This window comes from Wolbachia pipientis (genome assembly GCF_023661085.1).
Lineage (GTDB): Bacteria > Pseudomonadota > Alphaproteobacteria > Rickettsiales > Anaplasmataceae > Wolbachia.
Window position 1 is genome coordinate 1 of record NZ_JAHDJT010000006.1, and the last position, 15,672, is coordinate 15,672.

General features: G+C 36.4%; 14 protein-coding genes. 3 read left to right on the forward strand and 11 right to left on the reverse strand.

From position 1 onward, the window contains the following. From DM84_RS00445 to DM84_RS00460, 4 genes are all read right to left on the reverse strand, one after another. Positions 1 to 459, reverse strand: a 459-nt coding sequence (locus DM84_RS00445; protein ID WP_250777486.1) for a cell division protein FtsQ/DivIB, incomplete at its 3' end; no start/stop codon positions are given. Beyond that, complete coding sequence (locus tag DM84_RS00450; RefSeq protein WP_250777489.1) at positions 440 to 1,462, reverse strand: D-alanine--D-alanine ligase; 1,023 nt, start codon at positions 1,460 to 1,462, stop codon at positions 440 to 442. The genes DM84_RS00445 and DM84_RS00450, both read right to left, overlap by 20 nt. A gap of 173 nt (positions 1,463 to 1,635) precedes the next feature. Then, positions 1,636 to 2,559: an RDD family protein gene (locus tag DM84_RS00455; protein ID WP_250777492.1), complete on the reverse strand. Its 924-nt coding sequence runs from the start codon at positions 2,557 to 2,559 to the stop codon at positions 1,636 to 1,638. A 175-nt stretch (positions 2,560 to 2,734) separates the two neighbouring features. Continuing rightward, the gene (locus DM84_RS00460; RefSeq protein WP_250777495.1) at positions 2,735 to 3,109 is read right to left on the reverse strand and encodes a ferredoxin family protein; all 375 of its coding nucleotides are present in this window, start codon (positions 3,107 to 3,109) and stop codon (positions 2,735 to 2,737) included. A 61-nt stretch (positions 3,110 to 3,170) separates the two neighbouring features. Between DM84_RS00460 and dprA the strand changes: the two genes are divergently transcribed. Continuing rightward, on the forward strand, positions 3,171 to 4,265 hold the full coding sequence (gene dprA / locus DM84_RS00465) for a DNA-processing protein DprA (protein ID WP_250777498.1): 1,095 nt from the start codon (positions 3,171 to 3,173) through the stop codon (positions 4,263 to 4,265). Between the two features lie 9 nt (positions 4,266 to 4,274). Here dprA and DM84_RS00470 read toward each other — a convergent pair whose 3' ends face one another. Then, a complete protein-coding gene (locus tag DM84_RS00470) occupies positions 4,275 to 5,633 on the reverse strand; it encodes an iron-containing alcohol dehydrogenase (protein ID WP_250777501.1) in 1,359 nt (452 codons plus the stop codon). Positions 5,634 to 5,675: 42 nt separating this feature from the next. On the opposite strand from DM84_RS00470, the gene dapE reads away from it, so the two are divergent. Then, positions 5,676 to 6,881 (forward strand): succinyl-diaminopimelate desuccinylase, encoded by a 1,206-nt coding sequence (gene dapE, locus DM84_RS00475; RefSeq protein ID WP_250777504.1) that lies wholly within the window; start codon positions 5,676 to 5,678, stop codon positions 6,879 to 6,881. A 588-nt stretch (positions 6,882 to 7,469) separates the two neighbouring features. On the opposite strand, the gene DM84_RS00480 is transcribed toward dapE, so the two are convergent. The 6 genes from DM84_RS00480 to DM84_RS00505 form a co-directional block, all read right to left on the reverse strand. Continuing rightward, positions 7,470 to 8,111, reverse strand: coding sequence for a hypothetical protein (locus DM84_RS00480; RefSeq protein ID WP_250777507.1), 642 nt, complete (start codon positions 8,109 to 8,111; stop codon positions 7,470 to 7,472). 109 nt (positions 8,112 to 8,220) lie between these two features. Further along, positions 8,221 to 8,682, reverse strand: coding sequence for a dUTP diphosphatase (dut, locus tag DM84_RS00485; RefSeq protein WP_250777510.1), 462 nt, complete (start codon positions 8,680 to 8,682; stop codon positions 8,221 to 8,223). A gap of 118 nt (positions 8,683 to 8,800) precedes the next feature. Next, on the reverse strand, positions 8,801 to 9,799 hold the full coding sequence (holA, locus tag DM84_RS00490) for a DNA polymerase III subunit delta (RefSeq protein ID WP_250777513.1): 999 nt from the start codon (positions 9,797 to 9,799) through the stop codon (positions 8,801 to 8,803). Positions 9,800 to 9,858: 59 nt separating this feature from the next. Continuing rightward, positions 9,859 to 10,668, reverse strand: a complete 810-nt coding sequence (locus DM84_RS00495; RefSeq protein ID WP_250777516.1) for a metal ABC transporter permease — start codon at positions 10,666 to 10,668, stop codon at positions 9,859 to 9,861. 1 nt (position 10,669) lies between these two features. Beyond that, complete coding sequence (locus tag DM84_RS00500) at positions 10,670 to 11,035, reverse strand: Mth938-like domain-containing protein (protein WP_250777518.1); 366 nt, start codon at positions 11,033 to 11,035, stop codon at positions 10,670 to 10,672. 3 nt (positions 11,036 to 11,038) lie between these two features. Then, a complete protein-coding gene (locus tag DM84_RS00505; RefSeq protein ID WP_250777520.1) occupies positions 11,039 to 11,905 on the reverse strand; it encodes a 4-(cytidine 5'-diphospho)-2-C-methyl-D-erythritol kinase in 867 nt (288 codons plus the stop codon). An 83-nt stretch (positions 11,906 to 11,988) separates the two neighbouring features. Between DM84_RS00505 and DM84_RS00510 the strand changes: the two genes are divergently transcribed. Next, a complete protein-coding gene (locus DM84_RS00510; RefSeq protein WP_250777522.1) occupies positions 11,989 to 15,369 on the forward strand; it encodes a UvrD-helicase domain-containing protein in 3,381 nt (1,126 codons plus the stop codon). Positions 15,370 to 15,672 lie beyond the last annotated feature (303 nt).

Genomic DNA, 15,672 nt, shown 5'->3' on the forward strand with positions numbered 1-15,672 from the left:
GTCGTCTGTAATCACTTTACCTTCGGAATCGATTACTGAAGTCCTGTTACCATCTTTCCAGAGAGCAAACGGTTTGTGTTCATCTATGTTAATATATAAGGTGTTGGGCAAAGTTCTATAAATTCTTACGTGTTTTATCCATTTGCTTACGGACTGTATGCTATCAGCAAGTCTTGAAAGTGATACATACATAATCGGTTGCGTTTTATCTATCAAACCTAGAATGTCCTTTTCGTTTGTGAATTTATTGCCAGTTACAACTACTTCATCGACTGAAAATCCACTACTGAGTAACAAGCTGGATAAGCGATCATTACACCAAGTAAGGTAATAATTAAATCGACTTGTAATTTCATCAAACGAGCTATAGAGTACTAGCGTAAGAAAGAGTGCTATTATAATAACCAAAGCACACTTACGTAAAAAACTTCTTTGGCTTCTAGTAACATTGCTCAGCATTTACTTGGTCTCTAATACTTTTGTGTTGCAAACTATCTTCAACGATAATTTTAACTAATTCATTAAAATCAATTCCTTTTGTCAATTTTGCAATTTCTGGCACTAACGATAACTCAGTAAAGCCAGGGTGTGTATTGATCTCAAGCATTTTTAGAGTGTTATCCTTAGGATTATAACGAAAATCTGAACGAGAGATAGTTTTACATTCTAAAAATCGATGAACTTTCAATGCATATTCCAAGGTCATTTTATATATATTGTCAGGAATTTCAGCAGGAAATATATGCTCTGCAAGCCCATCTGTATATTTTACCTCATAATCATAGAATTTATTTTTTGACCTTATTTCCATAGTGCCAATCGCCTCATCTAGCAATACAGCAGTTTGTAACTCTACACCAGGTATATACTCTTCTATGATCATCAAGTCTCTTGAATAGTCTTTTGTCATCCAAGTAGCTGACACTGGGATCCATTTTCCTTTTTCCTGGTCACGCGCTGGAATAACACCAAACATGTTTTTTAATTTTAAGTAATCCTCATGCGAAAAAATTATATGTACTCCAATGCTTGAGCCTTCATTGATCGGTTTTAAGACGTACGGATATTCGATTTTAATGTTGTTTTTTAATATATCTTCTCGGCTAATTATGTACCCTTTTGGGATGCCAATACCGAGCAACCGGAATATATGCTTGGACATTGCTTTATTCATAGCAATAGCTGAAGCCATGACTCCCGAGTGTGTATATTTTATACCTAAAATTTCCAGTAAACCTTGAATGCATCCATCTTCACCATAAGGTCCATGCAGAGCAATAAAAGCAAGATCGGGATTAATTTTTTTCAGCTTTTCAGCAATGTTGCTGTCAACATCTATTTCTATTGCACCATACAAAAGATTGTCGAGCGCCTTTTTTACCGCTTTTCCACTCATCAGTGACACCTCTCTTTCGCAAGAAAACCCACCAATCAAAATCGCTATAGTTGGAAACATTGGCACTCTTAGAAGAACTTTATTAATTATAACTACATATATGAACCTCGTAAATAGGAGAGAAAATTAGTTTGAAGATTTATAGTTTATTGCTACTGTTTTAGCAATCTTATCATGAAGAAATTGCTTGCGTCGGTCAAATATTGCACATATGAAAATTAGTATTATGGTCATAAGGATTAAGCCTGATAAGGGGTCAAGCCACCATTCAGAGGTATACTTATTAAAAATTTCCCTTCTCGTGATAAGTATGGGGAAGGAACAATTTCAAGCGAGGCATGCCTAATTATCGCTTGCACTAAAGTAATATTTTCAAGTGTATTTGCATCTTTTATATTAATACCGCATGACAATTGTCCTGGAGTACCACCAAATCTTTTTACCATGAACACTCCAAATACTATTGATAGCAAAAAAGATAAGCAAGTACGTGTAATTGGTGATTTATATCCAGTAATGTGAAAAATTATTCCTACAAGAATCAAACAGATTAAAGAAACTACCACAACAATAAAACCGTCAATAACGTATGCTACCACACGTCTAGTTATTCCCACATAGTTTAAATTTAAGTGACATTCTTCAGGTTTATAGTCTATTACTACCGTGTTTGCAATTTTATCGTGAAAGAACTGCTTGTGTTTATCAAATACTGCAAATATTAAAACCAAGATTGGTAAAATTAAAAACCACTCAGAAATATAGAGAGATACAAACAGAAGCACCTTAAGAGTACTTCTTGTCACCACTTGCATTAAGGCAACACTTTTAAGCGTATTTGCATGTTTTATGCGTATATTAAATAGTAATTTTCCCGGAGTCCAACCAAGTCTTGTTATCATTAATACTTCTAATGCTATATATACTAAACTTTCTAGTAACGTACCTAAGTCTTCTAATATTTCATATCGTTCTGATGTAAAGTCCGTATCAATGTCAGTATCAGGAAAGATATAATTAAAAAAGTTGGTAAAGGATGCTTCTGGTAATATAAATAAAATTAATAAAAAAAATGATGAACAGCAGACTAGGAATATCGTTTGGTCAACTATATACGCTGCAACACGTTTAGTAATTTCCGCATAGTTTACTTTAACATCCATTTTTATCCCCACATGATTGCCTAATGTACCTATCAACAGTTAAATAGTAGTAAAATTGCTATTTGATTAACCAAGTAAACTAGTTGACATTGTAGCTATTAAAAATACAAACAACATAATCACTACCGGCAATCAAGAACAACAACCGTGAGAGTTTCCTTCTCATTCAGTAGCATTATTCTAGATTTTCACCAAAATAAGCTGCTTTGTCTTTTTTTTCTTTATACTCTTCTGCTTCATCCAGAGGTTGTTTTTTAGCTGTAATGTTTGGCCACTTTTGCGAGTATTCTACATTTATGTTGTAAAATGATTTGAAGGTTTTTTGTTCACTGCTCAGTAACTCTGCATCTAGTTCTAAAATGTCTTTTATAGAATCGTCAGTTACAATTGCATCTACTGGACATTCGGGTATACACACCCCGCAATCAATACATTCATCTGGATTAATCACGAGCATATTTTTGCCTTCATAGAAGCAGTCAACAGGACACACTTCTACACAATCTGTATATTTACATTTTATGCATTTATCCGTAACAAAATGCGTCATAAAACACTGTATATTTATATTATCTTGGGTACACTAAGTTAATAAGAAATTCAAGCCCTTTATGCAGATAAATAAATTTAGCAATGAAGAATTAGAGATATGGTTGAGCCTGGCTAGAGCTTTAGGACCAACAAAGTTTTTTAGTGTGATAAGAGCGTGTGGGTCACTGGATGGAGCGTTAAAATATCTCGATGGGCTCACTAAAAATAGAAAGGTATATAGCATTCAAGATGCACGAAAAGAAATCAATAACGCAAGGAAAATTGGAGCCAAAATCATACCTGCATGTGATCCAGATTACCCTGACATTTTAAGAAATATACCGGGTTGTCCCTCCGTAATAACTGCACTTGGTGATATGTCGTTATTAAGTCGTGAGATAATTGCAATAATCGGCGGGCGCAACTCTTCAGTCAGTGGAAGAAATTTTGCCAGCAAGCTGGCACTTGATTTGAGTGAAGCGGGGTTCATTGTTGTTTCTGGGCTTGCAAGGGGGATCGACACTGCAGCGAACAGCGTAATATATAAAAATCACCCTACCATTGCTGTTACAGCGAGTGGAATTGATGTAGTGTACCCAAGAGAAAATTCTGATCTATACAAGAAAATCACTGAAGATGGTGGGCTAGTAATTACTGAGCTTCCATTTGCAACTAAACCAAAGCCTCAGTATTTTCCTCAAAGGAATCGAATTATATCTGGTTTATCACTAGGTGTGACAGTGATTGAAGCATCGAAAAGTTCCGGTTCTTTAATAACAGCAAATTTTGCTTTGGATCAAGGAAGAGAGGTATTTGCAGTTTCTGGTTTCCCCTTGGACTTGCGCTCTAGTGGTAGTAATTATTTGATTAAGAACGGTGCTAAACTCATCGAATCCGCTGACGATATAATAGAGAGTATTAGGTTTAGTTTACCTCCTCGGCAAAAGAGCCTATTTGATGTTGAGCACATTAACCAGGAAAGTGGGAAACAGGGAAAATTGCAACAAGCCAAATCCGTTACAGTGAATCATATCAACTCTGTACCCATTGATATAGATGAGCTCATCTTAACAAGTGGACTGCCCACAAACCTGGCTTTAATGGCTCTTTTAGAACTGGAGCTGGAAAGTAAAATAGAGCGATCACCAGGGAATAAGGTATCAATAATCTTCTGATTGCTCTAGCTATAAAACTTCACTTTCTTCTATGCAGTGAGCCAAGTCAAGAAAGGTGAATCTGTCTCTTGTTGCAAATGCAAAATCGACCACTTTGCAATATTGTTCTTGGTTCCAGCCCAAATGCTCCGGTAAGTGTGGAATTGACAAATCTTCAAATATTTTCTGTAGGCGCTTTGCAGGCAGTAAATTTTGCTTAATTAAGCTGGAAATATTATTCCATTCTTTATAAATGATCCTTCCAATTTTTTGTTGCAGAATTTTTTTCTGCTCTAGAATTTTTGTAAATTCGTTATTACCAAAGCACTCAGTAACACGCTTTACATCTAAGGTGGTTGGTTTAACGGTAGGATTTTGTATTGATAATATCTTTTCCTGCAAATTAGCCATGGTGAGCGTTGTAACAGCAATTTTTTCGCCATGTAGTGAAGAATAATCTTTTGTCACCATTTCCATTGCATGAGCTATCATATGCTCTCCTTGGCTTGCAGAATGGCTGCCTTCTGATATCACCATTCCAAGTCCTGAGATTAGTAAGGCTTCCATAAGTAACAAGACCACTTTTTTACTTCTTTTTGCAAGCGCTAGGTGCTCTCTGAGCAAAATTTCCTCCAGATCGCGAACAAATGCGAAAGGTAATTCGTTATATTCTGTGCCAAGTAGCAGATGAGATAACAGCCAATCGGCCTTTACTGTTGAACGACAGATAAAATCCGCAAATCCGCTTAATGTAAAACGCAGTGGTGCGTCGGCGATTATATCGATATCGATATATACTGCCTTGGGAAGATGTGCTGCGAACGATTTTTTATGCCCATCTACTAATATTGAAGCGTTTGCAGAAGTATAGCCGTTCATAGAGGCTGCTGTTGGGAACGATATGTAATCCTTTTTCTCGAGATAGCTTGCATACTTACAAATATCATTAACAGTGCCGCCACCAAGTGCAACTATTAAGTCGCTATCTTTTGCCTTGTTCCTAACTAGATTGACGGTTTCGAGAGAAGCAACACTGTCTGGTATCATTTCTCTACCTGGTGTCGTTCCAGTGCCTGACACTGGAATCCATACTTCTTTTTTCTGGATCCCAATGTCGGGGCACTGGGATGACAGAATTTCGTAAGCATCCGAGATGACATAGGATTTTGCAAGAGGCCTAATGGTATTAATAGGAACAATTAGGTGAGAAATTTTATTAAGTACGTTTTTATTCAAAAGCCCTGCTGTATTCTCGTCTGCAACTAAGAAAATATCATTTCCGTGTTGTGTGCATATTTCATAGATATCGTCAACGAGGTGATGATCTACTATTACTTTCCTTATAAGAGTTTTCTTGGCTCGGTGTAATATTTGTTTTAAATAGTACATAAGATGTCTACAATATAGTAATATCAGTATTTCAAGATTGATATGAAGATTGACCCCGTAGAACTAACTAAGAAATTGATTTCTTTTAAGAGTATAACACCAAGGGATGATGGAGCAATAGAGCATATAGCAGCAATTCTCAAGAAAAGTGGTTTTGACTGTAGGATTTTAGAGTTTGGTAATAGCGAAACTAGAGTTAAAAATCTCTATGCGAAATATATAAATGGAGCACCGAACTTATGTTTTGCTGGCCATGTTGATGTTGTACCACCAGGTCAATTGAAGGATTGGCAGTCTGATCCGTTTAAGCCAGAAATTAGGGATGGAATGCTATATGGAAGAGGAGCATCTGACATGAAAAGTGGAGTAGCCGCATTTATTACTGCCATGATAAATTTAATTGAGGAAAAGTTTCAATTCAATGGTTCAATAAGTGCATTGATTACCAGCGCTGAAGAGAGTACGGAAGAATATGGAACAAAGGCAGTTTTAGAATGGATGGAAAGTAAGCAAAAAAAGATAGATTATTGCATAGTTGCTGAACCAACCAGTAGTGAGAAACTAGGTGATACTATAAAAATAGGCAGAAGAGGATCCGCAACATTCAAATTGACTTGCTATGGAAGACAAGGGCACGTTGCCTACTCGGACTTGGCGGATAATCCAATATATAAGATGATGTCGATATTAGATAAGGTGAAAAATACCACTTTTGATCATGGTAATAGATATTTTCAGCCTTCAAACTGCGAGATTACTACCATTGATGTTGGAAATGATACCGACAATCTAATACCTGGTTCAATAACTGCAAGTTTCAACATTCGATACAACAATATGCAAGCACCCGGCGATTTATATAAGTTGATCAATGAAATATGCTCCAGTGTGACCAACGATTATAAACTCTCTATGCATAGCAGCAGGGGCGCTTTTCTCTCTACTCCCGATAGGGACACTGATATTATGCTTGATGCAATAAATAAAGTCACCAATATCGACGCTGTGCTGAGCACAAGCGGCGGAACATCTGATGTTGCATTTATCAAAGATGTTTGTCCAGTGATTGAATTTGGTATGGTCAACAAAACTGCACATCAGGTAAATGAATGCGTGTCAGTGGACGATATACACAAATTAACAGCTATATATAAGGAATTTATAAAAAATTATTTCTACCCCACTAATAAGATATTAAATCAGATCAATGTAATTGGTAATATACCTGACGGTCCATTGTTAGCTTGAGGTGGGCTGAATTCAGATTTTTGGCCACAGAAACAGAGTCAAAAAAACTACTTGACAACCTTCACCGTTACCCTTATTATAACAATAAGGGTATTTCTGACTCAAAACTTGTTTTTGATCTGCAGGCTCAATGACAAAATTCAGTAAAAAACTCAGGGTATTTTTTGGCGGATTGTATCAAATTATAGCGGCTGCATGTCTTTTTCATTTTTTCTACATTCAGCCAAATCGCGCTTAAACTAAGCATCAGTAAATTATTATAGCGCCAATTTACAGTATTATAGAGTCAAAACTCGCTACTCGGGATTCCTTTGCCTTTTTTTCTCATCAGGTAAATTTCTTAAATATTTATTACTAAAGTAGTATCCTGGATCCCAGACTGGGATGACAAGAAAGGAGGCTTTGGAATAACAAGAAGAGGACACTGGTGTCGGGAGGAAAGTGTTGGAATGACAGAAGAATGGACTACTTAGGACTGCAGGCTCGACACAATGTTCATGTAACTTGTGTGGTACCCAGAGTTCAAGAACTTTTAGAAGAAAAAGAGGCAGACTTGATCTACCTCTTTGTTTTACTTAAGTATACTGTTTACTTGTTTTGTTCCTGGCCTTGAGCAGGTGTAACAGAAGAAAGTTCGCCTAAATAAGTGTTAACCTCCTTAGCACCATCTTTATTTAAACCTAATTCTTCCAATTTCTTACTTTCATCTTTCACTTGAGTATATTTATCGTCAGCGCCTTTCACTTCTAGTGAATATGTCTCGAAGAGTAAAGTATTACCTAGCTCTTCAGTAGACTGACCACCAACAATAACACGGTAGTCCTTGCCTCCCAAGTTGAAGTCTACATAATATTGATCTTCTATAACCTTACCGTCTTTATCTTTATTTTTGTTATTTTCTTTTATTTTCTCAAACACGTCTCTTGTTACTAGCAACATTACCTGACCATCATAGTTAACAAGCTTCGGAGCTTTCGACTCAGATACTTCATTATTTTTGCTGATGGCATATACTGCTAAACCAATTAGTGCAACAGTAACAGTCGCTAATATACCCATTCCAAGTGGTGTGGCTGCAAAAGCTACAAGTGGAGCTAGAACTGGATATGAAAATGCCCAATATGGTGATGAAAGTGCCACTGCTGCGCCTATGACATACAGAGAAGTAAGTGCAACAAGTGCAGTGTTCATTTTGTGGAATTGACCACGATGGTTTTTGAAAGTTAACATCACTACCTCTTTAATAAATTATTAATATACTTAAAATCATATGTAAAAAATTACTTCGGTTAAGAATTTTTTGATGTAAAAATCAACTAATAGGTAACATTTGCATAAACTACCTACCACTTGAGCCAAAACCCCCCGCATTTCGGTCAGTTTCTCCTACGTAAAATCTTTTTGTATCATCCCAAATCACCTGAAACACAGGAGTAATAAGGATTTGTGCGATCCTATCTCCCCTTTTTATTTCATATGGTTGATTGCTGAAATTAATCAAGCAAACTTTAACTTCACCTCGATAATCAGAATCTATAGTGCCCGGAGAATTTAAGACAGTGATCCCATGTTTTGCAGCAAGGCCAGAACGCGGGCGAACTTGTCCTTCAAAACCACTTGGTATTGCAATTATAATTCCAGTTGGAATAAGTAGCCTTTCAAGCGGATTTAAAATAGCAGAGTCATTCAGCGCAGCATAAAGATCCATACCAGCGCTCTGTGTAGTTGCGTAACACGGAAGAGGCAGATCTTCTCCATGTGATAATCTTTTTACTTCTACTTTCATGTTACTTCTTTGCACTTTATCTATCAAAGTTTAAATTATAGCACATAAATCGTATCTGCAAAAGTATAAACAACGTCTTTCGGTGCTTGATATGAAAAAGCTACAATTTGTGCCACAGTTTAGCTCTAATATCTCAAGTGTCAGCCATTTGCAGTGCATGTTGAAAGATCATTTTATGATCTAAATCAGTTTTTTTACAGATGACCTCTAATCTTATCAACCTTTCTAAGATTTTTCTGAGTTCTAAAAGTTGAAAATTTTTCAAATGAAGCTTGAAACTTTGCAACTGCTTGAAGAACAATGGGGGACTCAGCTGATCAATTGCAGCCTGTTCGCTCATTCCACTTTGTATTAACAGCAAAACGTTTTCAAGGCGCAGGAAATAATTTGATATAATACGAATTAACGCTATCGGTGAAAAATTCTCCTGTAATATCAGTGTATCGGAAATTTTGATGAAATTTGCCATATCTTTATTTGCTATAGCAGAGCACAGGTTATCAAGTGTAACATAATCGTTGCTGGAAGCTGAAAGGCACAGTTCTACATCAGCAGGTTTAAGATCTTTTCTCTCTCCTAGGTACAAAACTAATTTCTCAAGTTCTGAGTATATAGGCAGCTTGCTATGATTAAAGTAAGATTGCAAATGGTAGATTACTTCACTTGTGTATTTTATGCCGTTTTGTTTCAAGTAACTAGATACAATGTCGTAAAGGTTACTACTACTATCTTTATAGCAAGCAATTACGCCAAAAATTTTTGAGCTTTCCATATAACTTTTAGTTGTAGAACTATATGGTAGATCATTTGCTATTATCATTACGTAATGATCATTTGTGTTATGATCCAATACGTTTTTTAACTCTTTAGATATACTTCCACTTACATTTATCAGCTTAACTAATTTCTTGTTAGCAAACATCGAAACGTTTGCTAACTCAGAGAGTAATAAACCAGGTGACTTATTCACTGTTGCAAAGTCCATTACCTGAACTGAGTAATCACCCAGACTGGCAATTATCTCCTGTACGAAAAAATCAATCCTACTATTGTCGCTTCCATGAACTAACACACCTTTTAAAGTATCAGGTTTCTCTAGGAATTTTTTGATCTTAGATGGTGTAACTTTCATGCGCCCTATATCATCTCATTTGATTATATATGATTAGACCTTTAACACCTAGAGCAAAGTTAAGCTAATCTATTTAATATCAACTTCATAAAATAGGCGATAATTAAGTATGCAGCTGCAATAAGTATAATCGCAGGTCCTGTTAATAAGTCGAAACTTACAGACAACATAAGGCCTGATATTCCAGAGATCACAGAAAAAACCGTCGCAATGATAACCATCTGCATTGGAGTTTTTGAGATAAGCCTTGCAGATGCAGCCGGTATTAACAAAAATGCAGCAATGAGTAATATTCCTATTAATTGAGCAGAAACTGCTATAAATATGGCAAGAGTAATTAAAAATTCTAGCCTGACTAAATTCACGTTAACCTTTTCAACTGTTGCTAAATCTTGGTTGATTGAAATTATTAGCCAGTAGCGCCATCTAAATGCTAATATCAAAATAACCACTACTGAAGTTAAAAAAATCAATACTATGTCACTCTGCTCCAGTGTTAATATGTCGCCAAATAGCGAGTTAATAATGCTGCTATTTCTTGATGGAAGAAAGGACATCAGTATTAAACTTGATGATAAAACTACGTTAGTAACGATATTTAATATCGTATCAACAGAATACAACCTATCAAAATTAAGGGAAAGCAGTATTGCAAAAGCAATTGCTATAAACATTATGCTGATTGAGGGAGTAGTCTTAAAAATTAAAGCCAGTGCAACGCCAAGCAACGAAGAATGAGACAAGCTATCACCCAGGTACGACAATCTCTGCCATATCATAAATGACCCCAGTGCACCTGTCACGAGGCCAATTATAACTATCGCAATCAGGCTGTTGATGAAAAAGTCCTGTGAAAACATTTCAAACATGCTATATGGCCCTTAAGTAAGTGACAACAAACCTGTCTTCGGATATCAGAACATTATGGGTTCTGCATGCAGAACCTGTTGTCATAAATTCAAAACTTAAACCTTTTTGCTCCATGAGATAGGATTTCACCGAAGAATTTAATGCATTGCGTGTTTTACCGGTACCTATCAACAAAATTTCTATTTCCTCTGTTAAAAAAGATTTAAAATGCTCCTTGCTATTTATATCACTCTCTTTCAGTTCAATCACTTTCTCAGGAAAAACTATAATTGAGCCATGATATTCTTGATCATTCACCAAAAATTTTCCTTTTCCGTAACTGCCTATAAAGTTTTTATTCGTAGAAACTAAAGGAATTATGTCCATAAATCAAGTTATTAATTGAGTGTCACATACCCAACATTCTGGCTGCTTTTCTTTGATATTCGCTGCAGCAGCTTTTGCATTCTCTTCATTATCGAATATCCCAAAACACGCTACACCGCTGCCCGACATGCGAGACAGTATAGAGCCTTTTTGTGACTCTAGTGCTAGTATCACATCTTCAATTTCAGGCACAAGACTTACTGCTATCTCTTGAAGATCGTTTTTCGTCTCTTTGAGAAGCTTCAGCAGATCCTTTTCAGCATCACTACTCCATTCAATTGGTTTTGAAAAATCCCCTTTATATTTAGAAAATACCTCTGGTGTGCTCAAAAACTTTTTTTTCGGTTTCGCCAGTACTATATTTGTAGGTAAAGAGAATTTTTCTATGGGACACAACTCTTCACCAATACCTCTAACCAAAACTGGTTTACTATCTACACTTGCAGGAACATCAGCACCAACGCTTAAAGCTATTTCATTTAAAATTGATCTATCAATTTCCCATAACTTCCCTAGTGTACGTATTATAGCCCCAGCATCTGAGGAGCCACTACCCAAACCCGCAGCAGTTGGTATATTTTTCACAACCTTTACAATGACTTTAGTTCGCGCAGGAGCATATCTAAGCAGTAGATTAACTGCTCTCATTACGGTGTTGTACCTGTTATTTATTCTAAGTTCGGAATTTACAAATTCAACTACAGAGTTGTCGTATCTGAAATTCTTTTCACCTACCTTTATCTCCAAAAAATTGGAAAGATTGGCAAAAACAAATAAGCCTTCAATTAAGTGATACCCTATTTCTTCTTTCCCTACAACATGCAAAAAAAGGTTAACTTTTGCAGGAGCCTTTACACAAAAACTTTTCATTTGTATATCTTCACTAATACTACTTTCACATTATATTTTATAATGCCATTTTAGTCAAATTTTATACGATTTTTACATTTTTGATGAGATTAAATGCAATAAATCCTAGCCTCTCTGTGTGGGTAAACGCGTCTGCTGGCACAGGCAAAACCAAAATCTTAATAGATAGAGTATTAAGACTTTTATTGGAAAACAAAAGGAATATTCTCTGCTTAACATTTATTAATGCTGCAGCAAATGAGATGGAAAGTCGCATTCACAGCACACTCAGTAAGTGGGCAATATGCTCAAGAAGTGTGCTGGCAGCAGACCTAGAGCAATTGGGTCTCTCTTTAATGTCATCCCACACGTCATCTCATCCTTCGGCATCATCTCAGCATCCCCATTTATCATCTCAGCACCCCCATTTGTCATCCCAGTGCTCGACACTGGGATCTAGAGAAAACGAAGGTCAAGCAAGAAGGCTTTTCTCTGAACTGGAAAATCTGGGTTTAACTATCCAGACCATACATGCTTTTTGTTACAAATTGATTTCTAGCTTCCCTGTGGAGGCTGGCATCGCTCCAAATTGTACGCTGAGCGAATGCAAAGAATTACATTCCATCATATTTGACAAAACACTTCATAACGAAACTGTGCAGGGTGATATTAACCTTATCGCAGCCGAGGTTGATGAAAACAAACTACGCGACCTGCTTTATACTTTGTGCGCAAAAAGACCGTTATCAGCAGATGATTTAGAGTATATCAAAGATAAACTGAGCGCCCCAGATGAAATTCGTGGATTACAGAGTGAAACGATTGGGCACGTGGAAAGATTAGCTGAAATATTAAGCGAGGGCAGCAAAAGAGATCAAAGTTACAGTACAATGCTCCACGATTGGTGTAAACCACCTGCCATTCCAGCACGTAACGCTGGAAGCCAGAAAAAAAGAAGTATGGACCCTAGCGTCAGCTACTTGGATGACACCAATATAGAAACCCTAATCAAAGTATTTTTAAAATCAGAATCAAACGAAAAAAAAAGCATATCATCCATCATAACAAAGGGGACTTTGGAGAAATTCAAAGATGCAGAACAGATCATAGAAAATATTCAAAATGTAGTATTTACTCATGTGAGAGATGTGAATTCTTATCAGATATTCAAGAAAACCAGCAGTTTACTCAAAATATTTAAAGTATACGTTGATCTATATAATGATGAAAAATCAAAGAAAGCACTGCTCGACTACAATGATATAATCCATTTAGCAACAAATCTTCTTGGCAACCCAGAGTATAAAGATTGGGTATTGTTTAACTTAGATCAAAAAATAGACCATATCCTCGTTGATGAGGCGCAAGACAATAGCATCAGTCAGTGGAAAATTATAACAAATCTCTGTGATGAATTTTTTACCGGTGGTGATGAAAAGCGAACCTTGTTTGTTGTTGGTGACGTAAAACAATCTATTTACAGATTTCAAGGAGCAAATCCTCACCTATTCAACTACATGCAACAATACTTTCGCACAAAAACCGGCGGCAGAGACTGGATATCATGTCAACTTGAAAAATCATTTCGCTCCACTCCGCACATTCTAGCACTTGTAGACAGATTATTTAACAACTTTCGTGAAGAGATATCTTTTGTCGATAGTGAAATAAAGCATATTCCACATAGAGAAAACGATCAAGGATACATTGAAATTTGGCCGTTATTACCAAGATGTAAGGAGGAAGAGCAGCAAGCCTTACAAATTCATTTAACACAGAGAAAAGATCATGTAATAGTAGAGCGATTGCTCGCTCAGGCAATAGCCCACAAAGTTCACAATTGGTTAAATGAAGGACGGATTTTAGTCGCTAAAGACCGCCATATAGAACCAAGGGACATTATGATCCTGGTACGGCAGAGAAATGTGTTAGTTGACTACGTAATAAGCGAACTTAAAAAAGCAAACGTGCCGGTTATAGGACGGGACTATTTTAGAATCATGGACTATATAGCTGTGCAGGACTTGATAGCTTTGGCTGAATTTTTACTCCTGCCGACAAACGATTTGGCTCTTGCGAATGTTTTAAAATCACCTCTATTTAATTTCACTGAGGATGATTTATTCAATGTTGCATACGATCGTAAAGAACATTCGTTATGGGAAAGACTTGAAGATTATCATGGGGTTATCTATAGTGAATTAAACTATCTCATTAACTTATCTCACGTAGAGTCCTCTCTTACATTATTCACGCATGTATTGCGTACAGGCAAGAAGAAATTTGCTGCAAGGCTAGGTCTTGAATGCTTTGAGATCTTAGATGAATTCATGAACCTTGTACTGCAATTTGAAAACCCATCTCTTCAAGCATTTGTTCAGTGGATCAAGGAGAATAATCCGGAGATTAAAACCGATATGCAATCAGAACGTAATGCTGTACGGATAATGACAATTCATAAATCGAAAGGTCTACAAGCTCCTATAGTGTTTTTGGTTGATACAAACACAGTGCCAAGAAACAGTGAAAGCATTGTTTTTGATGCAATGGAAGCACCATTTTGGTGTGGAAAAAACGATAACGCTTATTGTGATCAAGTAAAAAGAGAGAAAAAACTAGAGGATTATAATGAATATTTGCGTTTGCTATATGTAGCACTCACGCGTGCTGAAGATGAGTTATACATTTTAGGTAAAGAGCCAGTGCAAAAGGGTTCTTGGTATGATCTAATCACTAAGTATGGAGAACCATATAAGAGGAAACAAGCAGACTTACGTCCAATATTTAAAGAAAAGGTTGAAGTATTATGCATGAATGCAAACTACCCCTCTGTTTATAAAAAACGTGATTATTTTGATGTTCCAGTGATTTCACCTCCACCAAACCTATCTATATCATCCCAACATTTATCATCCCAGCACCCCCCTTTGTCATTCCAGCACTTGATGCTGGAATCCAGTGAAAAAAAAGAATGGATCCCAGTGTCGAAGCACTGGGATGACAAAAAAAGGAGCACTGGAATGACAAGTGCTGGAATAACAGATGGCTATGCAAGAGGCTTAATAATCCACAGCATATTGCAATATATGCCTAAGATAGAGAAAGACAGGAGAAAAAATTGGGTAAGAAAATATCTCGATAATATGAACACCAGGGAAGATAAAGATGAAATTTACAATAAAATATTAGCCTTTAATGAAAAATATGATTATCTATTCGATTTAGAAGGTAAATCAGAAATTACACTAAGTAGAACAATTGATGGAGAGCCGATATTAGTACGGCTAGATAGGCTGTGTATAACGCAAGATAAAGCAATCATAATTGATTATAAATCACACCGTAGTGTTTCTGTTTCCTCGTTAAATGAAATAAAAAAGCAAATGTCGATCTATAAAACCTTGGTACGAGAAATCTATCCAAACAAACAGGTAGAGTGCGTGGTCATTTGGATGGAAGACTTGACCCTGCAATCTGATTTTTAGCTCAAATATTAAGAAATTTACCAAATGGAAAAACAAGGCAAAGAAACCCTAGTCAGTATTTATTTTCAGTATTGGCGTTTTTATGCTTTAAACGCTGCAATTTAGCTGCTTTTAAGCGCAACTAGTCTAAGCTATAATATTTAAGAAATTTACCAAGCAGAGAAAAAAGACAATAAAACCCCGAGGTAGCTAGTTATTCCACTCTCTATTTTAAAATCCGGCGTTGGGTGATGTCTTAAACAACTTACAAGCGCGTTTCAGCTTGAAAACCCGAAGTTTTAAAAAGACATGCAGTGCACATAG